Origin of the sequence: Grimontia indica, assembly GCF_000333895.2 — a bacterium.
Classification (GTDB): domain Bacteria; phylum Pseudomonadota; class Gammaproteobacteria; order Enterobacterales; family Vibrionaceae; genus Enterovibrio; species Enterovibrio indicus.
This window is the reverse complement of sequence record NZ_ANFM02000027.1, coordinates 128,542-150,175: the sequence shown is the minus strand read 5'-3', so window position 1 is coordinate 150,175 and position 21,634 is coordinate 128,542. Positions and strand designations below refer to the sequence as shown.

At 47.7% G+C, this 21,634-nt stretch carries 19 protein-coding genes and 2 pseudogenes; 6 read left to right on the top strand and 15 right to left on the bottom strand.

All coding sequences use genetic code 11. From position 1 onward, the window contains the following. Positions 1-2: 2 nt before the first annotated feature. From D515_RS15710 to D515_RS15700, 3 genes are all read right to left on the bottom strand, one after another. The gene (locus tag D515_RS15710; protein WP_002539973.1) at positions 3-1,259 is read right to left on the bottom strand and encodes an ABC transporter permease; all 1,257 of its coding nucleotides are present in this window, start codon (positions 1,257-1,259) and stop codon (positions 3-5) included. Between the two features lie 71 nt (positions 1,260-1,330). After that, a complete protein-coding gene (locus D515_RS15705; protein ID WP_002539971.1) occupies positions 1,331-2,413 on the bottom strand; it encodes an ABC transporter substrate-binding protein in 1,083 nt (360 codons plus the stop codon). Positions 2,414-2,562: 149 nt separating this feature from the next. Next, on the bottom strand, positions 2,563-3,675 hold the full coding sequence (locus D515_RS15700; protein WP_002539970.1) for an ABC transporter ATP-binding protein: 1,113 nt from the start codon (positions 3,673-3,675) through the stop codon (positions 2,563-2,565). A 259-nt stretch (positions 3,676-3,934) separates the two neighbouring features. Between D515_RS15700 and D515_RS15695 the strand changes: the two genes are divergently transcribed. From D515_RS15695 to D515_RS15685, 3 genes are all read left to right on the top strand, one after another. Continuing rightward, positions 3,935-4,921 carry an ABC transporter substrate-binding protein gene (locus tag D515_RS15695; RefSeq protein WP_002539969.1) on the top strand — a complete coding sequence of 329 codons (987 nt, stop codon included), beginning with the start codon at positions 3,935-3,937 and terminating at the stop codon, positions 4,919-4,921. A 306-nt stretch (positions 4,922-5,227) separates the two neighbouring features. Continuing rightward, the gene (locus D515_RS15690) at positions 5,228-6,331 is read left to right on the top strand and encodes an efflux RND transporter periplasmic adaptor subunit (RefSeq protein ID WP_002539967.1); all 1,104 of its coding nucleotides are present in this window, start codon (positions 5,228-5,230) and stop codon (positions 6,329-6,331) included. 10 nt (positions 6,332-6,341) lie between these two features. Next, positions 6,342-9,449 (top strand): efflux RND transporter permease subunit, encoded by a 3,108-nt coding sequence (locus D515_RS15685; protein WP_002539966.1) that lies wholly within the window; start codon positions 6,342-6,344, stop codon positions 9,447-9,449. Between the two features lie 222 nt (positions 9,450-9,671). On the opposite strand, the gene D515_RS15680 is transcribed toward D515_RS15685, so the two are convergent. The 5 genes and pseudogenes from D515_RS15680 to D515_RS15665 all read right to left on the bottom strand — a co-directional run bounded on the left by D515_RS15680 (position 9,672) and on the right by D515_RS15665 (position 14,500). Further along, positions 9,672-10,721, bottom strand: coding sequence for a WD40 repeat domain-containing protein (locus D515_RS15680; RefSeq protein ID WP_002539965.1), 1,050 nt, complete (start codon positions 10,719-10,721; stop codon positions 9,672-9,674). After that, a complete protein-coding gene (locus D515_RS15675; protein WP_002539964.1) occupies positions 10,706-11,677 on the bottom strand; it encodes a CobW family GTP-binding protein in 972 nt (323 codons plus the stop codon). The genes D515_RS15680 and D515_RS15675 overlap by 16 nt, the downstream gene beginning before the upstream one ends. A 456-nt stretch (positions 11,678-12,133) precedes the next feature. After that, entirely contained in the window at positions 12,134-13,096 is a 963-nt protein-coding gene (locus D515_RS15670; RefSeq protein WP_039850193.1) for a transposase, read from the bottom strand. A gap of 397 nt (positions 13,097-13,493) precedes the next feature. Beyond that, a pseudogene (locus tag D515_RS26445) lies at positions 13,494-13,664 on the bottom strand (fluoroquinolone resistance protein); the annotation flags it as partial. Between the two features lie 29 nt (positions 13,665-13,693). After that, positions 13,694-14,500, bottom strand: coding sequence for a sulfite exporter TauE/SafE family protein (locus D515_RS15665; protein ID WP_002539958.1), 807 nt, complete (start codon positions 14,498-14,500; stop codon positions 13,694-13,696). Between the two features lie 312 nt (positions 14,501-14,812). Here D515_RS15665 and D515_RS15660 point away from each other — a divergent pair, with 312 nt between their 5' ends. The 3 genes from D515_RS15660 (at position 14,813) to D515_RS26210 (ending at position 16,415) form a co-directional block, all read left to right on the top strand. Then, positions 14,813-15,430: an AraC family transcriptional regulator gene (locus tag D515_RS15660; protein ID WP_239643987.1), complete on the top strand. Its 618-nt coding sequence runs from the start codon at positions 14,813-14,815 to the stop codon at positions 15,428-15,430. 389 nt (positions 15,431-15,819) lie between these two features. Continuing rightward, positions 15,820-16,239 carry an alpha/beta hydrolase gene (locus D515_RS26215; RefSeq protein ID WP_002539954.1) on the top strand — a complete coding sequence of 140 codons (420 nt, stop codon included), beginning with the start codon at positions 15,820-15,822 and terminating at the stop codon, positions 16,237-16,239. Between the two features lie 2 nt (positions 16,240-16,241). Beyond that, positions 16,242-16,415 (top strand): hypothetical protein, encoded by a 174-nt coding sequence (locus D515_RS26210; RefSeq protein ID WP_239643986.1) that lies wholly within the window; start codon positions 16,242-16,244, stop codon positions 16,413-16,415. Between the two features lie 158 nt (positions 16,416-16,573). Here the strand turns inward: D515_RS26210 and D515_RS15650 are convergent, their stop codons facing one another. From D515_RS15650 to rodA, 7 genes and pseudogenes are all read right to left on the bottom strand, one after another. Then, on the bottom strand, positions 16,574-16,840 hold the full coding sequence (locus D515_RS15650; protein ID WP_039850192.1) for a hypothetical protein: 267 nt from the start codon (positions 16,838-16,840) through the stop codon (positions 16,574-16,576). Positions 16,841-16,969: 129 nt separating this feature from the next. Continuing rightward, a pseudogene (locus tag D515_RS26440) lies at positions 16,970-17,257 on the bottom strand (DUF5958 family protein); the annotation flags it as partial. 216 nt (positions 17,258-17,473) lie between these two features. After that, positions 17,474-17,905, bottom strand: a complete 432-nt coding sequence (locus tag D515_RS15645; protein WP_039850190.1) for a DUF695 domain-containing protein — start codon at positions 17,903-17,905, stop codon at positions 17,474-17,476. Positions 17,906-18,019: 114 nt separating this feature from the next. After that, a complete protein-coding gene (locus tag D515_RS15640) occupies positions 18,020-18,631 on the bottom strand; it encodes a hypothetical protein (RefSeq protein ID WP_039850189.1) in 612 nt (203 codons plus the stop codon). 122 nt (positions 18,632-18,753) lie between these two features. After that, positions 18,754-19,140 (bottom strand): ASCH domain-containing protein, encoded by a 387-nt coding sequence (locus tag D515_RS15635; protein WP_160167792.1) that lies wholly within the window; start codon positions 19,138-19,140, stop codon positions 18,754-18,756. Positions 19,141-19,639: 499 nt separating this feature from the next. Beyond that, positions 19,640-20,089 carry a hypothetical protein gene (locus tag D515_RS15630; protein ID WP_039850188.1) on the bottom strand — a complete coding sequence of 150 codons (450 nt, stop codon included), beginning with the start codon at positions 20,087-20,089 and terminating at the stop codon, positions 19,640-19,642. Between the two features lie 375 nt (positions 20,090-20,464). Beyond that, positions 20,465-21,577, bottom strand: coding sequence for a rod shape-determining protein RodA (rodA, locus tag D515_RS15625; protein WP_002539948.1), 1,113 nt, complete (start codon positions 21,575-21,577; stop codon positions 20,465-20,467). Positions 21,578-21,634 lie beyond the last annotated feature (57 nt).

The window sequence follows — 21,634 nt, the reverse complement described above, 5'->3', positions numbered from 1 at the left end:
CCTTACCCTAACTTCACGTTGTCGACGCCGATAAGGCGGTTGTAAACCCAATACAGCAAGATCACCACAATCAGCAGGATGGAAGCGATAGCCGCCGCCAAACCCCAGTTGAGCGAAGTCTGCATGTGGTAAGCAATGAAGTTGGTGATAAAGGTCCCTGTTTGGCCACCCACCAAGGCCGGTGTGATGTAGTAACCAATTGAAAGAATAAACACCAAAATCGAACCAGCGCCGATTCCCGGCAGCGTTTGCGGGAAATAAACACGGCGGAAAGCCATGGTTTGCGTCGCCCCCATCGAGCGCGCAGCCCGCATATAACTTGGTGAGATGGTTTTCATGACGGAGTAGAGCGGCAGGATCATAAAGGGCAGCAGAATGTGCGTCATCGCCACCAGCGTACCGGTCTGGTTATAGATCATCTGTATTCGGTTTTCGTCATCCAGAATGCCAGCACCCACCATGAGATCATTCAGCACACCTTGTTGCTGCAAAATCGCAATCCAGGTGGCGGTACGTACCAAAAGTGACGTCCAGAATGGTAGCAGAACCAGAATCATCAAAAGGTTCGCCTGTTTCATTGGCAGGTTCGCCAACAAGTAAGCAACTGGGTAGCCCAAGAGCAGACAAAGGAAAGTAATGCTCATACTCATGTAGAGCGTTCGCCAGAACAGGGCATTGTAAATTTGTAGATGTTCAGGCTGGGCGACGATACTGCCGTCATCGCCGTATTTAAGGTCAACCGCATTCAGGTAGTAAGAAAGCGTATAAGGCGAAGACTCACGTTCAATCAGCTGCCAGACAGCAATGTCCATCCAGCGCTTGTCGATTTTTGCCATCGCTTCTTTGTAAGGGCCTTCGTTAAGGCGTTTGGATTTTCGCGCTGATTTCATGATCAGCGAACGCATACCGGATTTTGCATAGTTCAGGCGTGACGCCACTTTACCGATATTGCGCGCTTCAGCGCCGATTTTCAGATCTTGCACTAAAGCGGCATACGTTTCTTCACCGGGCAGCTCTTCGCCATTCCAGTCTTGCAGCGCGGCTTTGGTGTTCGGAAGATAGGTAGAGACTTCAGGGTTTTCGACACTGCGTTGAAGCATGTCTACGATGGGAAAAACAAAAGCCACCAGCAAAAAGATCAGTAGCGGCGATACCAACAAAAATGCCCTGATTTTGTTGCGGCGGATAGAGCGCTGCTGACTGACTCTCAGCGAGACACCATCGGCCGTAGTTAATTCATTGACTGGACTTCCCTGCACCAGACTCTCCCAACTTCAAATAAAAACAAAAACGGCGGGCTTCCTTTCAGAAACCCGCCAATTATTTCAGATTACTTCGCTAACCACGCGTTGAAACGCTGAGCCAGCTCATCACCGTTATCTGCCCAGAACTCATCGTCTTTCGGAATCGCGGTTTTGAAGTTTGGTCCATAGGTCGGCATGTGTGGTTTCATGTCGATGCCTGTATCAGCATGCGTCGTTACCATCGCTGCTGAAGAATTACGCGCAGGACCATAAGAGATGTATTTCGCCTGATCGGCAAGACGTTGTGAGTCCGTTGCGAAGCGTAGGTAGTCTTTCACCTTGTCCAGCTTGCCTTTTGGTACAACCCAACCATCCAGTTCGAACACCTGACCGTCCCAGATAATCTCGAACGGTTGCTTCTCATTCACCGCAGCGTTGAAGATGCGACCGTTGTAGGCAGAAGCGAATGCCACTTCTTTGTCTGCCAAAAGTTGTGGCGGCTGTGCACCCTCTTCCCACCAAATCACATTGTCTTTGATGGTATCAAGCTTCTTAAATGCACGCTGTACGCCTTCTTCGGTGCTCAGCACGTCATACACGTCTTCCGCTGCTACGCCATCTGCAATCAAAGCCCACTCAAGGTTGTTGATGGGTTTTTTCTGCAGCGAACGCTTACCCGGGAAGTTTTTCAGATCGAACACATCATCGATTTTGGTAGGCGCTTTATCAAACATCTCTTTGTTGTATGCCACGATGTTCGAATAAACGATAGACGGAACAAAACACTCACTCAGTGAGCCTGCCAGGAAGTCTTTAGTTGCTGGCGTGCCATCTGGCGCTGCCGCCAACAAGGTATCATGATCCAGCGGCTCAGCCAGACCTTCGTCACACGCAACAATGGCGTCTGAAGGCAGGATGTCTACCAGGTCCCAAGTCACGTTGCCAGATTCAACCTGTGCGCGCAGACCTGAAAGGCCATTCTGAGATTTGTCGATATTGATAACCTTGGTCCCGGTTTTTTCAGTCCAAGGTTCGTGGTAAGCCTTAGTTTGGCTAGCGGTGTAGGCACCACCCCAAGAAACAACATTCAAGGTTTCATCGGCTACAGCGTGAGTCGCCATGCTTGCAACGCCTGCCAGAATGGCAACGTTTAACGCGAGTTTTTTCATTTTCCCTTCTCCTCAAGTCTTTCGCTTGTTTACGTCTGAGCATGAGCAGGAATCAAAATCTGCGCGTCACCACGACAGAAAAACTGCGTTCCTTACTAACCCAAATCAGTTGTCGAGCCCTGCACAAAGCACTTGTGCTAGATGTTTCCTTACGAGGCGTCCAACGCCCTGCAATCTTCTTCCGACCAGCCAATGCGAATGGTATCGCCACGCTGAAGGTTCGGGTGCCCTTCCGCATTGGGGGTTTTAATAATGAATTCATCGCTCTCACAGACTGAGACGCGGGTACGCAGGTGATCGCCGAGGTAAATCACTTCTTCTACCTTGGCGTCAAAAATATTGGAAAGCACGCCCTGCTCTGGATTAATCACAATGCGTTCTGGGCGGAGGGAAAGGGTGGATTGTTCGCCAGTACTACCGACAGCCACTGGCTTGGCAGTGATGATGTCGCCATTCGGAATTTTGACCTGACAAGCCTGCTCATTCATTGAAATGACATCGCCGCGCAGACGGTTATTCTCACCAATAAACTGCGCAACAAAAGCGTTAACCGGGCGTTCATAAAGCTCTTCTGGTGTTGCAAGCTGCTGCACCACACCGTCGTTAAACACCGCAATACGGTCTGACATGGTAAGCGCTTCTGACTGATCGTGAGTCACGTAAATCATGGTCACGCCGAGATCTTCCTGAATGTGTTTAATCTCGTACTGCATTTCTTCACGGAGATTTTTATCCAGTGCGCCCAATGGTTCATCCATCAATACCAGTTCTGGTTCAAACACCAATGCACGGGCAACCGCAACACGTTGCTGCTGACCACCGGAGAGGTGTGCAGGACGGCGATGACCGAAATCAGACAAACGCACCATATCCAGCGCGCGTTTCACTTTCTTTTCGATTTCAGATTTAGACAGGTTTCTGACTTGTAAAGGGAACGCGAGGTTTTCCTCTACCGTCATGTGGGGGAAAAGTGCATAGTTTTGGAACACCAGTCCAATACCACGTTTGTGTGGCGGCAGCTTTTTGATTGGGTTGCCATTCAGATAGATTTCACCATGAGTAGGCTGCTCAAAGCCCGCCATCATCATCAAAACCGTTGATTTACCTGAACCTGAAGGCCCTAGCAGTGTGATGAATTCACCTTGCTCGATATCCATCTCAAATCCTTTGACCACCAAGGTTCTTCCGTCGTAGCTTTTTTGCACATTATCAAAGCGCACAAAAGGCATACCGGAATTCCCATCACTCCCACTCTGCTGCATAAATTACGCATTCCTTTACATCACTAATCATTTAGAGCCTATAACAGGGTTTTAACATTGATCAAAAAGCGACCGCGCGAGTGAGAGACTGATCATGAGCGCGTCTTGATTCTGTGAAACATTGCACTTACTTCATGCTCATAGAAATGATGCAAAAGTCACGAATATCATTATCTTTCAGATATCGTTTTCAACACTTTTGATAAATTGGAAACCACTATTAAAAGACGTTCTATCGTCACAAATGGAGTCGCTCTCTATGCAATCCCGCTACTTACCTTTCGCGCTACTGGCGCTTTCCCCCTTTGCTTCTGCTGACGAGTGTGGTGATGTCACCATCGCTGATATGAACTGGAATTCCGCGACCCTGATGGCGCATGTTGATCAGTTCATTCTGGAAAATGGATACGGCTGTAACGCCGAACTGGTTCCTGGCGATACCATGCCAACCGGCGTATCGATGACGGAAAAAGGCGAACCTGATATCGCGCCGGAGTTCTGGAGTAACTCTCACAAAGAGATGCTGCAAAAAGGCGTTGATGCGAAGAAGCTGCGCTTTGCTGGCCCTGCGTTTGCAGAAGGCGGTGAAGAAGGCTTCTGGATACCAAAATACATGGTCGACAAAAACCCAGAGCTGGCAACGATTGAGGGCATCAAGGCTAACGCCAAGCTATTCCCTCATCCTGAAGATGATTCCAAATCGGGCTTTATGACCTGCCCTGCTGGTTGGACATGCCAGATCACTGCAGGTCACCTGTTTGATGCCCTTGGCCTTGAAGAAGCCGGCTTTGAAATGATTGACCCAGGTTCAGGCGCTGCGCTGGCAGGTTCAATTGCCCGCGCAAATGATCGCGAGAACGCATGGTTTGGTTACTACTGGTCACCAACACCTGTTCTGGGTCGCTATGACATGGTGAAAGTCGATTTCGGTGTGCCGGCAGATTCCGCGCACTACGAAAGCTGCATTACTCAAGCTGACTGTACCGATCCGAAAGTGACGGCTTACCCACCTTCTGCCGTGAACACCATCACCACAGAAAGCTTTGCGACGGAGTCGCCAGCCGCATATAACTACATCAGCAACCGCGCATACTCGAATGCAGATATGAGTGCCATGATGGCGTGGATGGAAGAAAATCAGGCAGACGGCGAAATCGCTGCGTTTGAATTCCTCGAATCCTACCCGCAAGTTTGGACCCAATGGGTACCGGCAGACGTGGCTGAGAAAGTCAAAGCTGCGATGTAACCGCCCATTCATTATCTCAAAGGGAGGCATCGCCTCCCTTTTCTATTCTTCTGATTTTATTTTTAAGAACTTCACTCTGTCCCAACTTATAAACACGGCAGTCCGTCAGGTTGCATAATACTTTCCGCATTCGTCGCTGTTTAAAGTGAGTCTGCATGAAGCGGTACGCTGTTCACCTAAAGGTTTCCGGCATTTCAAACATGCCAATGCACGCCCTTCTTCCTCTCTTTTCGCCAGTTTTGGCGACGCTGCCTTTTTTCGCTGAAACAACGCCAAGCCGCAACATGTCGCCGGGGAGATCCACGCATGAGTAAATGGTTTATTGGAATGGTGGTTATCGCGGTTCTAGCCTTTGGCACCGTGATTGGCTTTAACCTCTTTGTGAATAAAAAGATTGAGACCACACTGGCTAACCTGCCCGAACCGGTTTATCCGGTCACGGTTGAAAAGCTCACGCCAACGGTCTGGCCACAAGGTATCAAAGCCATCGGCTTTATCGAGCCCAACCAAGGCGTCTCTGTCTCAAATGAAGTGGCGGGCATTGTCACCGCCATCAACTTCGAAAATGGTGCCAACGTGGAAAGTGGCACTGTGCTGGTGAGCCTTGATTCATCGGTTCAGAAAGCACAGCTCAAAGCGCAGCAAGTGCAACTGCCTTCCGTTCGGGATGACTACAACCGACTGCGCAAACTCTATCAGGAACGTTCTGTCTCGGAACAAAGCGTCGAGGCGGCACAATCCAAGTACGAAGCCATGCAGGCAAATATTGAAAGCCTGCAGGCGACCATTAATCAGCGGGAAATCAAAGCGCCATTTAGCGGAGTGCTCGGCATTCGCAATATCAATCTGGGTCAATATGTTTCTGCGGGAACAGACATTGTCCGGCTCGACGATCTCTCGGTGATGCGGGTTCGTTTCAGCGTGCCGCAGGCAGAGATTGGCAAGCTTTCCGTTGGACAAGCCATTTCACTAACCGTCGAAGCGTTTCCAGGTCGTGAATACAAAGGGAAGATCAACGCCATTCAGCCTGTGGTCAGTGACCAAACCGGTCTGGTGATGGTACAGGCAGAGCTGCCCAACGAAGACAAAACCCTGCGCGGTGGCATGTTCGCCGCAGTGAATGTCGCGCTGTCAGATTTGGACAATCAGGTAGTTGTGCCGCAAACCTCGATTGTCTTCGCCCTCTACGGAAATTCTGTGTTTGTAGCAGAGAAGAAAGACGATGAAACCCGCGTCAGGCAGGTCACGGTTGACGTGCTGCAACGGGATGGCAACTTCGCCTTGGTCAAAGGGGATTTGAAGTTTGATGAACAAGTCGTCACGACCGGCATTTTGAACCTTGGTAACAATACCAAGGTAAATATCGTCGACAACCCGATTTCGACACCAGACAGCATGCCGCAACTGTGAGGAACAGATCATGAGCTTCACAGACATATTCATCCATCGCCCCGTCATGGCGGCATCATTAAGTGTTCTGCTGCTCTTACTTGGCCTCAACGCCATGAAAGATTTGCAGGTTCGGCAATACCCGGACATGACCAATACGGTCATCACCGTTACCACGCCCTATCCCGGCGCCGATGCTGAACTGGTCGAAGGCTTTATCACCCAGCCGCTTGAACAAGCCTTGTCGCAGGTAGATAACCTCGACTTTATGACCTCAGCCAGCCAACTCGGATCGTCGAGCATTACCCTGAACATGATGCTGAACACCAATCCGGAAGCGGCACTGGCTAACGTGCTTTCTCAGATAAATTCCGTTACCAACCAGTTACCCAAAGAGGCCTATAACCCTTCTGTTACCTCTTCGACTGGCTCCACAACCTCCATCATGTATATCTCGTTTTTCAGTGGAGACCTGAATTCCAGCCAGATCGCCGACTATCTCGAACGGGTGGTCAATCCACAGCTTTCCACCGTCAATGGCGTTTCCAATATCGCCATGATGGGCGGCTCGCCGTTTGCTCTGCGCATCTGGCCCGATCCGGAGAAGTTGGGGCAGTACGATCTCTCGACCTCTGAGCTTGTCGGCATTTTGCAACAGAACAACTACCAGTCCGCGGTTGGTCAATTCAAAAGTTACTTCACCGTGCTCAACAGCACCATTGATAGTCAGGTCGACACGGTTGAAGGTCTGAAGAATCTGGTGATCAAAAGCTACAAGGGTCAGGTGGTGCAACTTCGGGATGTGGCGGAGGTGAACCTCAGCAAGAGCAGTGACAGCTCGCGCGCACTGGCTAATGGACGGGAAGCGGTGATCATCGGCATCAATGCCACACCCACCGCGAATCCATTGGATGTGGCGGCAGGCATTCGCGTGCTGTTCAAATCCATTCAGAAAAACCTGCCTTCGACCATTGAAGCCAGCGTGCTTTACGATTCCACCTTGGCGATCACTGACTCCATCAATGAAGTGGTCAAAACCATCGCTGAAGCCGCCGTCATCGTTATCGTGGTGATACTCCTGTTTCTTGGCTCTTTCCGCGCTGTGGTGATCCCTATTGTCACCATTCCGCTGTCACTGATTGGCGTCATGGTCGTGATGCAAGCCTTTGGCTTCACCTTAAACCTGATGACGCTGCTTGCCATGGTATTGGCGATTGGATTGGTGGTAGATGACGCTATCGTGGTGGTGGAAAACGTCGACCGTCATATCAAAATGGGCACCAAACCTTTTAAAGCCGCCATTGAAGCCACGCGGGAAATAGCCGTTCCGGTTATCTCCATGACGATCACTCTCGCAGCGGTTTATGCGCCCATAGCCTTGATGGGTGGCGTGACAGGCTCGCTGTTTAAAGAGTTCGCATTAACGCTGGCAGGCTCGGTGTTTATCTCAGGGTTTGTGGCACTCACGCTGTCGCCTATGATGTGCTCGAAGATGCTCAAAACACACACTCATCCGAGTAAGTTTGAAGAAACTGTTGAGAGGGTACTCGGTGGCCTCACCAAGCGATATCACCACGCGCTTCTGGCCGTGCTTGACCACAAACGCGTTGTCGTCATCTTTGCCATTGTGGTGTTTGCTTCACTGCCGGTGATATTCAAATTCATTCCTTCACAGCTCGCGCCGGATGAAGATCAGGGGGTGGTGGTAGTGATTGGCAGCACGCCTTCCACCTCCAACAATGACTACATTCAGGCCAACATGGAGCTGATTTCCAACATCATCGCCAAGCAACCGCAGGCCGAGGCATCACTGGCGATGATTGGCGTGCCAACAAGTAGCCAGGGCATCGCTATTGGCCCATTGATTCCCTGGACAGAGCGGACGCTCAGCCAGAAGGAAGTCTCAGCCAATATCAACGCAGAGGCGAAGAAACTCCCCGGCATCAACGCCACGGCTTACCAAATGCCCTCGTTACCTGGCGCATCTGGCGGCTTGCCGATCCAGTTTGTGATCACCAGCCCCGCAGATTTCGAAACCCTTTATGCGGTCGGCAACAAGATTCTGGAGAAAGCCAAAGCCAGCCCGTTGTTTGTGTATACCGACGTGAACCTGAAATACGATTCCGGCTTGGTGCAGCTCAAAATCGACCGCGAAGCGGCAGGCGCTTATGGCGTGACCATGCAGGCGATTGGCGCAACACTCGGCACCATGATGAGCGGCGGCTACATCAACCGCGTTAACATTGATGGCCGTTCGTATGAAGTGATTCCGGAAGTGGAGCGGGTTTACCGCGCCAACCCTCATTTGATTTCGCAGTTCTATGTGAATGCGCAAAATGGCGAAGCCATCCCACTATCGAGTTTGGTGAGCTTTACTGTGAACGGACAAGCAAGGTCATTGCCCCACTACAATCAGATGAACTCCATTTCCGTTGAAGCTGTGCCTGCACCGAATGTTGCTATGGGCGATGCGATTGCCTTCTTCGAACAGTTGGCCACCACCGACTTACCGCAAGGTTACACCTACTCCTTTATGGGAGAAGCCCGCCAGTTCGTGGAAGAAGGCAGTTCGCTCTACCTGACCTTTGCCCTCGCCTTGGCGATTATCTTCCTTGTGCTTGCGAGCCAGTTTGAGAGTGTCCGCGACCCGCTGGTCATTATGTTTACCGTGCCGCTTGCCATTAGTGGCGCGTTAATCGCCCTTGGGTGGACGCATATCTCTGGCGCAACCTCGATGAACATCTACTCTCAGGTCGGCTTGATTACCTTGGTCGGATTGATCACCAAGCACGGCATCTTGATGTGTGAAGTCGCCAAAGAGGAACAAGTGATGAAAGGGGTTTCCAAACAAGAAGCGATTGTGGAAGCTGCCACCGTCCGCCTTCGCCCAATTCTGATGACCACCTCTGCCATGATTGCAGGTCTGATTCCTTTGTTGTTCGCAACAGGCGCAGGTGCCGCATCCCGATACAACATAGGCTTAGTGATTGTGGCAGGTCTGGCGGTAGGCACCCTGTTTACCCTGTTCGTACTTCCTGTGGTTTATATCTACATTTCAGGCGGCCACAGATACCATGAAGGAGAGCTTGATGAAGATGTGGATGAGGTGAACGAAGAGCATGCTTATCCTAGCCAGTAGAGCTTGGGTTAGATAGAGAAAAAGCAGGGGATTCCCTGCTTTTTCTCTTTGGGTGAACACCCTTAAACATGTCTTCGGATCTGCCTTTAAGAGACGTGGGAAAGCAGCAATGGTTATTTGCAAAATCTATCGCTCAGGCAAGCCAACCAACATTGCTTACGCTCAATCAACCTCTAGTTCAATTTCGCAATGAACATTAATCTCCAGCCAATCGCTATTGATTCACAACGAAGCCCAAACAACACAACCTGCAGCGTCTCCTATCAGCATGTGGGAACAAGAACAAGTAAGAGCAATCACCGTTACCTCAGCGCCAGTTGGGCGCCGGAGTATGACAGCTTCATCGCTCTCATCTAGTTCACAGAGAAAAACAGCACCGTCTCGATAACCCGCTAACACAGCACTATCGCTAGAAAAAGCGCGTACACACGTTACCACCTGCTCACCACGACGACCGATACATACAGGAGCGCGCCTCAGTGGGCCATCCTTCCCATCAAACGGCCAACAAATCACTTCATCCGCACCAGAAGTAGCAAGGTATGGTGTCTCACCCATCCAGCTATAGCTCTTCACTTTCTTGGGATATCCCGACATTTCAAGGTCGGCTCCGTCCGTCAAGCGCCATATGTGAACAGCATTTTCTTGCATCAGTGTGATGAGGAAACGTCCATCCGGGCTGAAGTCAACGGCACCATGAACACCCTTCCAGGGTAAGAGCAAAGACGTCCACTGACCGTTTTTTTGCTCCCATAGAGTAACGCCGCCATAGTGAGTCACTGCCATTTGTTTACTACGTTCATCGAAGGCAATCCCACCGACAGTGCTTGGGTGCTCCAGCAATATAGGTGAGGACTTTTCATCAAACCAAAGATAAACCGTTCGACCTGATGAGCAAGCGAATAAACCCTGCGCCGCCCCAACACAATCCACCCATTTGGTACCAAACGTCGCGATTTCAACTATGTTGCCATCGGGTGTTACCCGCAAAAAGCGTCCGTCGTCACCACCGCTCAGTACGCTTTCCCCATCAGTAGTGAGACAGAGGACGACACTCTCGTGAGCTTGAACTAGAACCGGCTCATCGTCGAATCCAAAGAAAGCAATTTCTCCGCTACCAAACCCAGCAGCGACTCCTTGACCAAACGAAACGGCTCCAGTCACCGATGCCCCCATCTTTAGGCTAATGCCTCGGCTCTCAAGGTAAGTTTCCTCAGCTTCATGCCCAAGAGACGACCCACCCAACGCACTTAGGGCTATTTTATCTTGCATGCTTCAAATCCTTCCTTCAGTTCCATGCTGTTTAGGTTTCGCCCAATAAACACCATTCTGGAACTGCGGGGCTTGCCTTCAGGCCAAGCCCCCATCATGGAACCATCCATCAGCATGTGTACTCCTTGGAATACATACCGTTGTTCTTGCCCTGCAAAGTCGAGAATGCCTTTTGAACGCAAGATGTCCTGTCCATGCAATTGTAAAAGCCGACCAAACCATCTTTCGAATTTTTCAAGATCAAGGGGAGTATCAGTTGTGAAAGAAAGGCTAGTCACATCATTATCGTGCTCATGAGCATGCCCCGACTCTAAAAAATCCGGTTCGAACTCCATCACTCGTTCGAGGCTGAAAGCTTCCAATCCAATAATTTCGTTTAGAGGGGCGTCGCATCGGGCTGTTCGAATGATTCTTGCAGAGGGATTGCTTTTGCGAATACGCGCTTCAACTTTCTCAACGTCACCTGCTTCAGCAAGATCAGTCTTGTTAAGCAAGATAACGTCAGCGAAGGCAATTTGCTCGTCAGCTTCATGATGTTCAGCTAATTGCGAATTAAGGTGAACAGCATCTGCCACCGTTACAATGGCATCTAACCTCGTTCGTTCAGCGACGTCTTGGTCAACAAAGAATGTTTGAATCACGGGAGCGGGGTCTGCTAGACCTGTCGTCTCAACAATGATCGCATCAAACTGACCAGCGCGCTTTATCAACCCACTTAGGATACGGATGAGGTCGCCACGGACCGTACAACATATACAGCCGTTATTCATCTCAAAGACTTCTTCATCAGCATCAACAACCAAATCGTTATCAATGCCTTCTTCACCGAATTCGTTAACGATGACGGCATAGCGATATCCATGCTTTTCGGTAAGGATTCGATTCAATAGCGTTGTTTTCCCCGCACCAAGAAATCCAGTTAACACGGTGACAGGAACTTGTTCTGTTCGGTTCATCGTTTTTCGCCCTAGAAATTTAAACAACCAATGACGAGGATGAGATATCTCAGCGATTTTTAACTCGCTACTTTCCTCATAGTAATTTGAAGTAAATGAAACGTTATAACATTACACCACTAGGAAATTTCTAGGTATCTACGATCTGATACACCCTTTATTTTGCTACACAGAGCGTTCAAAGGGGTCTTTTCTATCCGGGGAAAGTTCATACTAAAACGATCAATCGCAGCCCAAAGCTAATGATGAGAGACTATATGAGGACAGGCATAACAATAGAAATATGGGCAAATATGTTTCTCCCATTCGGTAAACCACAAATTTAGGCAGCTATTTACGAAATTAAGCCTTAGCTTTGGAGCCTTAACGGAGTTTGGCTAGATTTATCTCGGTCTTGGGCAGCAGAAACATCAGGCACAGGCCTGATTGTTTGAGGACAGAATTGAGAGAGGACGATTAGCTGTCAGGTAAGCGCACTCCTGACACTCTTTGGCGCTGAAGAAGCGGTAATGCTGCTTTTATGGCGTTGTCCGTCCCCACCATATTGCCAGCTTCGATGTTTGAGGTTGTTCTCAGCCAAAGAGATGTTTCAATCCCTAGGCGTTCCAGTAACGGCGGTAACTTAGTATCTATCTGGCCACGCTTATCATCACGAACTTGCCTACCCGTCCAGTCAACCAACTCCAGATAGTCCAATAACCGAAAAGGAATGCCTTCTGGTTGGTCTTTACGCGGATATCCCGCGAATACATGTAAGCCTTCAGCATTAACCTGGTTATTTCTCAGTGCTTCGATTCGTGCTTTGACCGACGTGTACTCAGAGGATTCAGGCGAATCGGCGATATCTGCTCGTATCGGGTTGAGGTCAACATAGGCCATCGCGGCAGCTAGCGCCTTTTCATCCAACAATGCCTGGCTCTTAAAACGCCCTTCCCAGAAGTGCCCGGTGCACTGGTCTTCACGGTTTGCTTCTGCCGCAATATATTGATTCAAAAGCCGCATAAACCAACTGATGGAGGTCAAGCGTTCTCGCCACGTTTCAATGAGTTCCAGACATCGTTCATTTTCTGCTTCAGACATTTCTTCGCCACGCATAAAGCGTTGTATCCGCACAGGGCCTTGATGAAACGACAACCACCGCTCAGCCACCTCTAATGGTGATAACACCTTGGCACTCTCTATGTTGATATGGAGAACGACATGGTAATGGTTGCTCATAATGGCGTAGGCGCACGCATCGATACAGAAGGCCTTTGATAATGAGAGTAGGCGTTTCTCTATCCATCCTCGACGGTGCTCAAAGCACTTTCCCTGTGCGTTATCAAAGCCGCAAAGAAATGAACGACGAACGCAGCGAGACACACAGTGATAGTAAGGTGTGGCATCAACATTAATGAGTGAGGCGCGAGCGGTTGTCATAGTGAATTCGAGTACTTATCGTCTTCACTGAATTCACTTACACTAACTTAGCTGGCCCATCCCTGCTGGATAAATGAACAGGTATGAGGCAACGTGCAAGTATGCATGAAACTGATAATTCAAGCATTTTCTAAAAGTGTCTGTCCTTCCAAGACTGTTCCAAGACTTACTTGGAACGATCCTGCTCTGGCTGCGTTATAAGTTGCTGGGTATCAAACGATGCCTTTGTGGAGGCTTGAGCCGTATGCAGTGAAAGTTGCACGTACGGTTCTTAGGGAGACGGCACTTGGCAACAAGTGTCGTCCACCCGACAATACCTTCTCAGGACCAAACCCCATCCTAACCTTCCCCTTCGAAAGGGGTGCGTTAAAAGTGCCTGTCCTGCCAACAGCCGTTTGCAGCCTTCGATATCACCCTGTTCAATGAACTTGCAGTTGACGAATGTCGTATCGCGCAAGTCAGCGCGTCGAAAGTCGTAGCGAATAAATGTACAAGCAGTGAACGTGAGAGCACTTAAGTCTTTATGTGAAAAGTTGTGGCACCGATATGTATGATTGTAAGTTTCCATGAGTACTCCTTGCTGGACTGGGTGCAAGGCTATCCAATCACCTGAAAGAACATTTTTGCACTGAGCATGACGCAAAGGATACCGATGAATTTCTTGAGTGTTTCACTTGGGAAATAGTAGGCCAAACGGACACCCACATGCGTGGTTAGATAGCTACTGATTGAAAAAGCAATCAACGCTGGCAGATAAATGTATCCCAAAACCATGTTGCTCATATCTGTATTGTGCAAGCCGTTTATGAGATAGCCAAAGGTGCCAGACAGTGCAATAGGAAAACCGATAGCGGCAGAAGTACCAATTGCCCGCTTTATCTCAACGTTTTGTTGGACAAGGTAAGGGATGGTCAATCCAGCACCGCTTATTGAAACAAGCGCAGAAACCGATCCAATTGAGAAGCCAGTAAAAATATTCCCCAACGGGCCTTGCGGATTCTCGTTATAGTGATACTCCTTCTGCCTGAACATTTTGAAAGCCACATAAAGCATGAATAAGCTGAAGAATCCCGCCAGATAAACCCCATTTAGATACGATGCGATGAAAGTGGCCAAAAATGTTCCGACAAGTACAGCGACCGACATTCTAGTTGCCATTTTTGTATCCACGTTTCCTTTTCTCAAATGGGCTTTCATGCTGCCAAAGGTGGTGAAAATCATCGCAGCCATTGATGTGCCCAGTGCTAGGTGGACCACATCATCATGCCCAATTCCTTGTTTTGTGAATAGAAAGGTAAAAATGGGTACGGCCATGCCTCCACCACCAACACCGACAAGCCCGGCAAGTAACCCAATGCCGAGGCCTGCTGCTATGTAGTAGGAAATAAACAGGTACTCGTTCATAAGAACTCCATTTCAGACATTCGGTTGGCTTTCTGAAATACTAAGTGAACGTTAACATGTTGTGATAATGTTATTCGGACATTAAATAATGAAAAATGGCCATCTATGAAACGGCGTTTACAGAGTGATAATTGTGACTATAGCGATTGGAGGGAGGGTGCCGAACTCATTGCCCGACAATGGTTACATGAACGTGAAGACAAGCTCTCTCGCTCTCAGCGACCCTATACAAGCCATAAGCATTATCGGGGGCAGCTAATTTGTATCGATGAAGGACTGATACAAGTTAACACCGAAGAGGGGACTTGGTTATTGCCTCCTCACCGTGCAGGATGGATACCACCGGAAGCAATGCACAGTGTCTACTTTCATGGTTCTGTGAAAGGTTGGTCACTGTTACTTTTACCTTCTGCCTGTCATCAACTCCCAAAATCCCCATGCGTTATCGGTATGAATGATGTGATTAAAGTACTTGCGAACCGGATACTAGGTTGGAGTAAAACCACGGAGGTCTCGCCAGACCAATCACACATTCTCTGCGTTATTCTTAATGAAATTCGCCGCGCTCCCCATGAAAATCTTTACTTTCCGCTACCGAGAGACCCAAGGTTACAAAGGATAGCCCATTCAATGCTGGATAATCTTGGTAGTACAAAGTCTGTCGAGCACTGGGCCAGTATCGGTGCTACGTCTTCGAGAACACTGAGAAGATTGGTACGAACCGAGCTAAATATGAGTTTTAACATGTGGCGGCAACAGATACAGTTGATCCACGCAATGGAAATGCTGGCTCGTGGGAAATCCGTCGGAGACGTTTCATTCGCTTTGGGTTACGCGACACCGAGCAACTTTATTGCCATGTTTCGCAAAGTCTACGGCGAGTCCCCTGCACGTTATTTTTCCAAACGTCCTGCAAAATATAATACCTAGTCCAACTGAGTTCTAGCATCGTTAGCTAGATTGGGTATACGTGATTATGAATTCGTCTTAGAAGGCCAAGGGAAAATGAAAACCAAATTAGTCATGTCGTTTGCGTTAACTCTGTTGTGCTTCAGTGTGAGTGCCGCTGAACAGAAATACCATTCTTCGCTGACGGTAAAGTCGGTATTCAGCAGTGACAGAAACAAGCCTGTCGATGTGTATTACTGGTATCCCACGACCAAAGAAAAACCAATTTTACGTTTGGTAATAGCAACATTTTTGAGGTGGTCGAAACGCAGTTAGATGCCCCTTTAGCTGGTGAGAAATTTTCTATCGTTCTCTTGTCTCAAGGCCGAACACGGTCAGCCTTTTCACACAGTGGGTGGATAGCATCAAGCTTGGCACAACAAGGTTATATCGTTGTTGTGCCAAAACCTCCTGAACCCAACGAAATCACGGCAGACAAAGCAGTCGATGAAATTACACTCAGAGCCAGTGATTTGAAGCTTGGGCTGAACACACTAAAATCGGTTGAGGCACTATTCGGCGGGGCGGATATGGGTGAGGTTTTCGGTGTCGGCTTTTTTCTGGGCGGTACATCGATGCTGATGCTATCCAGCGCCCAAATAAGCTCAGAGAAATACCTGGCATCATGCGACAGCACCAAAAATATAGACTGCCGTTGGTTACGCAATAACAACATAGACGTTGCTACTATACCGGATGAAAAATTCCGCCCACTTCAGACTGAAAACAAACTGAGATCAGTTGTTGTTATCAGCCCAGAGCTAACTGCACCTTTGCTGACGATACGCTGACCGTGATAGACAATCCGATTACGTTGATTAAGCTGTCTGCCAATCAACACCCTGCATTGGTGCCTACCCAATCAATGATTGAGCTTCCTTCAGTAACGCTTGAAGACATTCCAGGCGCGAACCAGTTTAGTGCATTTCTGAGTGTACTGAGAGTGGTTTCAGCATCCTTGCCTTAGAAGGAGAAGAAGCACTTTGTCAGGAACTGGGGCAGGTTTCCCGAGCGGAAAATCATCAGGAAATTTTAGATGCGATTTTGACTGCTCTGACTCGGTAGGAAACAAGGACCGAAAGAGCGAAAGAAGGACAGTCACTTTTAGCTATCATTAGGTGAATATTACAATCTGTTTTTTAATACTACGGGTGTAAACAACATAGTTATTAAAACAGAAAAAGCAGCTGCAAATCCAATGTCTTGAAGATAAGTAATATCAGAAAATAATAAAATTATTGCCATACCGAAAATAGCTATTTGGGAAAAACCTATAACGCGCCTTTTTCTAGCGCTACCTTGGCCACGAAAGATCCAAATCAAGGTGATTGATAGAGATAATAATAACAGAATAAATAGTGGTAAAATTGCCCCTGCTCCTCCGTGTGTCACCTCAACCTCCTATACACCTAACGTCGCAATAACGGGCGTTTACCAAGCCGCCAAAATTGCTTTAATCCTTTGTATTCACAACACTTTGAAAGGCTGCCGCATTGACAAAGCGTCCCGTTCATGACTTTGTTATACCGATTTTAGGTTGTGCCACCAGTGCCTACACCCTTTCCCACATGACAGCCTTCTTCGACGAGAATCACTTATGGTGAAAAGCGACATAAGCAAGCACCAAGATTTATCAATCTCGATATCTGGCAACAGAATAATTTTGTACAAAGCAACACTGAGATCAAACTTACTTATTAACACGCATGGTGTGAAATTTGGGTTTAACCCAGATATAACAATTGCCTTGCTTACTTCTTCATTTGTCGGGTGTGACTGAGTTATAAACTTAGATAAGGACCTCAGAGCTTCTGACTTTTCCTAATTTTTCAAATTTTTGAACCATAGATTGCCCTGCTCTCCCGTAAGAAAACCTTGGGCAATTTCATTGATTCTCAGCTCAATCTCACTCATATAATCCTGAGGTATAACGCCTCGCTTAACCGGCGCAAAATAGCAGGCTAAAATTAGCGACAAAGGAGCGCAAGCCTGCTGTTTTGCGTCCTTGGTTTAAGCGTTTGTTAGCTATATGCCGAAATCAGCCTGAAGCTTTTTAAGATCGCTCCACTCTTTATCCTGATAGAAATTAACCTCGATAGGATAAACTTCATGACCAGATAAGGCTTCATTAAACTGTTTCATGAAAATCTCCCTATCTGCGATATAAAATACAAACTCTTTAAGATCATTTCCTGTCGCTGAGTATACGTCGAAGTAGAGCTCTTCGCGGCCTTTGATTGTTTCAAGGCCATCTTCAAGTTTGATCATGAGTTCATTTACATGCTTTGGCGGCATCCCGTTATTAGTAGAGCCATCATACTTCCATGAAACTACAGTCAGCCACTCCATTTTTGAACGAGTACTATCATCAGGAAACTCATTCATAAACTTATAAACGACAGGTTTTCCTTGAATTGTGGCTTCGCCAACAGACCATGTTTCCTCTGACCACGCCATGAATGAAACTCCCAGAATTAGAATTGATAAAAGATACTTGAACATATAGCTAACGCCTCATTCAGAGGCAAATAATTGCTGGCTAAAATCGCGACGCAGGAGCAAAGCCAACTGTTATTTGTCCTGCTGCAATGACTTGTTAGGCATATTTTCACCCAACTTGTTTATTAAAGAATTTGGTACCATTATTTTAAACAAATCCAATGGTAAGAATTTACTGATTTCACGCATTGATTGATAATGCGATTTTGTAGTTCCGTAACTAATACCGGGATAATTTAGGGCTGTATTTGCAAAGTACGCAGCTTCCATAAGCAATTCCTTGATATCAATTTCGCCCATATAAGCGGGTGGAACAAGTAAACGACCTATAGTAGTTCTTTGTAAGTTAATTTGACCAATATACTCACTAATTTCATGGTCAGTATCTTTGCCGTATTCAAATAAAAAAGCCGAACCCTCAGAATACCAATCGGTTTCCATAGCGTCTTCCCATGAGATTTCACCTCTACAAAGTTTCTCAGCAGCTTCAACACCTTTTCTACTACCAGAGTCAGGAAGTAGCTCCCAGATTCGCCTACAGCATTCAAGTAAGTATTTTTGAATAATGGTCATTGATTCGGGATCTTTAAGGTGGCCAAGTTCTCTTAAAAGATAAATAACCTCCCAAGAAGATTCTTCACATGCTTGATCTACAGGTTGAATATTATCGACAGGGTTCACCATATGTCTAACGCCCTGTTAAGGTGTGAGCAACGCAATACTGAAGCTCCCGCATACCACCTTAAACACCAAACACAACGCATAGTAAAAATGCCACGCGTGCCGAATCACTCTTGAACAATTTGTTATGTTTCTAACTCACGTTTGACGGCAATAGCCTCAGAATCTGTCAAATCGTAGAATTTACGTTTTGCTATTGCACTCACTGGGTTATCTAGCTTTCTGATATTTTTTAACTTCCATGCCAACCAGCCCTCTTCAAACTCTGACTCATCACAGCCTGAATGTTTGCAGTCCTCTTTTACCCATGGTTCACTTGAGACAATATCAACAATAGCCACAACTCGACCATCAACATCTTCGTCACCGTCTCTCGTTAGACGTGTGTTATTTTGAACCAAAGCAACATTTAGCATTGGTAGTAGCTCTGGACTCCATGATCTAATTTCCAATGACTTTAATCCATTGGCGATCATTGTTCCCCACGGCTCAACTACTGATAGAGCTTTCAAGTTTTCCTCCATGAAACATAACAACTTATTAGCGGGCATAAAGCCCGTTTAGTACAAAATCGAGACGCCCGATTAGTCCGCGTACACTTAAGACACTTTATCATACAGCTTAGTAGAATCAGTGGATTAGCTTATTGGCTTGTGGTCCAAAAGTGAGAAATCGGGCGTCCCGAATTTAAAGCGTTCACATTTTTACTATATACATATCCCTGTATTTTTATACATAGGGAATGCAATAGAAAAATTTGGCCATTGTACGTCGATTCAAGTGCTGGATTGTTCGAAATGCTAACTCACTTTGGGCAAAAACGTGCCAGAGCAGATCGGCCTAGCACGAGTATGGACAAAAGCGAGTTAGGGTTGGTGCTCGAAAGCGTCTGATTCAGATAACTTCAGGTAGGGAAAATCGAAGTAGACGACTTTGTTGTTCGAGAGCATTGGCTGCTGGCGCAGCCAAAAGAATGCTATTGCCTATTGACCGGAGAAGGGCTCATATGTGTTATACGCTTGCTGATTTACCATGCCAAAACACTTCTTCGTGCCAGTAGTGAAGTACCCACGACTTATCTTTTGGCCAAACAGAAACGTCATCACTTGCACCATAGCAAAAGTCATCCCAGTACTGAATAAACAAGTCTGTATTTGTAAGAACTGCAGTATCTGGTTGCCATGAAACGATAATATCGCATTTTGGCAATCTGTTAGCTAGCCACTCTCTCACTTTATTTTGATCGATTGCCTCAATACTAGAAATATCAGTAAAAAGCTCATTATTGGGAGAAAAGTCATTTTTATCAGATGCGAACTTTAATGATGTTTCCCAAACTTCCTTGGCTGATTCTTGTGACAATGGAGTAATCTGAGCCAGTTCATCTTGGCTAAGTAAGCAATATTCTTCCTCAGTCCATCTCCACTTTAGTGGGAATTTATCAATGCTAGCTGTTTGCACGATGCTTGATTCCTAGGAGCGTATAACAACTTATTAGTGGGCATAAAGCCCGTTTAGTACAAAACCGAGACGCCCGTTTAGTCCGCGTACACTTAAGTCACTTTACCATATAGCTTAGTAGAATCAGTGGATTAACTTATTGGCTTGTGGCCCAAAAATGAGAAATCGGGCGTCCCGTATTAAAAGCGTTCATATTTTTGCTATATACATACCCCTGTGTTTTTATACAGAGGAAATGCATCAGAAAAATTCAGGCTTTGTGGGATGATTCGAGCACTCAGATGGCCTCAACGTTAACTCACGTTGAGGCAAAACCATATAAGAGCCCCCAAATCCTAACCTTCCCCTTAAAAAGGGGAAGTCCCCAAGAGCAAGTTAAGCCTTACTAAACGTCCGCGCACTCCACGTCGCTTCTACTGGTTGCTTACCGCAACACAGCGCCATGATGATGCCGAAGCATGCGCCTTGGGTGATCATTGCGGTGCCGCCGTAGCTGATAAATGGCAGCGGGCTTCCCATCACGGGCAGCAAACCACTTACCATGCCCAAGTTGATAAAGGCATAGAGGAAGAAGCTCATTGCCAATGCGCCGCTGACTAGGCGGGAAAACGGTGAGGCTGTGTTGACTGCCAGCCATAAAGCGCGGCCTGAGATAAACAGATACAGCGCAATCATGACGGCACTTCCCAAAAAGCCCCACTCTTCTGCAAAGGTTGAGAAGATAAAGTCAGTGTGGCTTTCAGGGATAAATCCCAACTGCCCTTGTGTGGCGTGCATAAAGCCTTTACCGCGCACTCCGCCAGAGCCAATAGCAATCAGGGACTGGATAATCTGATAGCCTGCGCCGAGTGGGTCTGATTCCGGGTTTAAAAACTGGGTGACGCGAAGTTTCTGATAGTCCGCCATAAAGAAGAACCACATCACCGGTACTGTCGCCGCAACTGCTGCTAACACTGAGCCAATGATCTTCCAGCTCATACCCGCAAGGTACAGCACGAACAGAGCATACATCACGGTAAAGATCGCGCCGTCCAAGTCAGGCTGAATCACAATCAACCCTGCGGGTAATGCTGTGACGAACGCGCAAAGCCCAATCTTTTGCAGACCCGGCCTGCCGGGATCTCGCACTATCAGCCATGCGACAATCATAGGTACCGCCACTTTCACAATTTCAGAAGGCTGGAAACGGATTGGGCCAAGCGCGAGCCAGCGTTTGGCACCATTGACCGTGTCCCCCGCCACAATCACGCCAAGCAGTAAAACAATCGCCAAACCAAAAAGGTGCGGCGTGAGTGCCCGGTAGGTTTTTGCGGGGATCAATGAGAAAAACAGTAAGGCAAGAAGCGCAATCATGGCGCGGGCGACGTGTCTCTCAAGGGTAGGCACACTGTAGCCGCTCGCGCTCCATACGCTCATTGAGCCAAGGGTGATCAGCGAGACAATCGCGATCAGCAACGGAATATCCAGTCGTGGGCGCAGTATATTCATGGGTTAAAACGTCTTCGTTAAGATCAGAAAAGCCACGCCGGTTTTGCAAGCGACGTG

Coding starts and splice junctions, on each gene's coding strand:
- rodA (WP_002539948.1), bottom strand. CDS start 21,577: ATGAATATACTGCGCCCACGACTGGATATTCCGTTGCTGATCGCGATT.
- D515_RS15680 (WP_002539965.1), bottom strand. CDS start 10,721: ATGCAAGATAAAATAGCCCTAAGTGCGTTGGGTGGGTCGTCTCTTGGG.
- D515_RS15675 (WP_002539964.1), bottom strand. CDS start 11,677: ATGAACCGAACAGAACAAGTTCCTGTCACCGTGTTAACTGGATTTCTT.
- D515_RS15695 (WP_002539969.1), top strand. CDS start 3,935: ATGCAATCCCGCTACTTACCTTTCGCGCTACTGGCGCTTTCCCCCTTT.
- D515_RS15705 (WP_002539971.1), bottom strand. CDS start 2,413: ATGAAAAAACTCGCGTTAAACGTTGCCATTCTGGCAGGCGTTGCAAGC.
- D515_RS15700 (WP_002539970.1), bottom strand. CDS start 3,675: ATGCAGCAGAGTGGGAGTGATGGGAATTCCGGTATGCCTTTTGTGCGC.
- D515_RS15645 (WP_039850190.1), bottom strand. CDS start 17,905: ATGGCGTGGTCAGAGGAAACATGGTCTGTTGGCGAAGCCACAATTCAA.
- D515_RS15685 (WP_002539966.1), top strand. CDS start 6,342: ATGAGCTTCACAGACATATTCATCCATCGCCCCGTCATGGCGGCATCA.
- D515_RS15665 (WP_002539958.1), bottom strand. CDS start 14,500: ATGAACGAGTACCTGTTTATTTCCTACTACATAGCAGCAGGCCTCGGC.
- D515_RS15640 (WP_039850189.1), bottom strand. CDS start 18,631: ATGGTGAACCCTGTCGATAATATTCAACCTGTAGATCAAGCATGTGAA.
- D515_RS15690 (WP_002539967.1), top strand. CDS start 5,228: ATGAGTAAATGGTTTATTGGAATGGTGGTTATCGCGGTTCTAGCCTTT.
- D515_RS15670 (WP_039850193.1), bottom strand. CDS start 13,096: ATGACAACCGCTCGCGCCTCACTCATTAATGTTGATGCCACACCTTAC.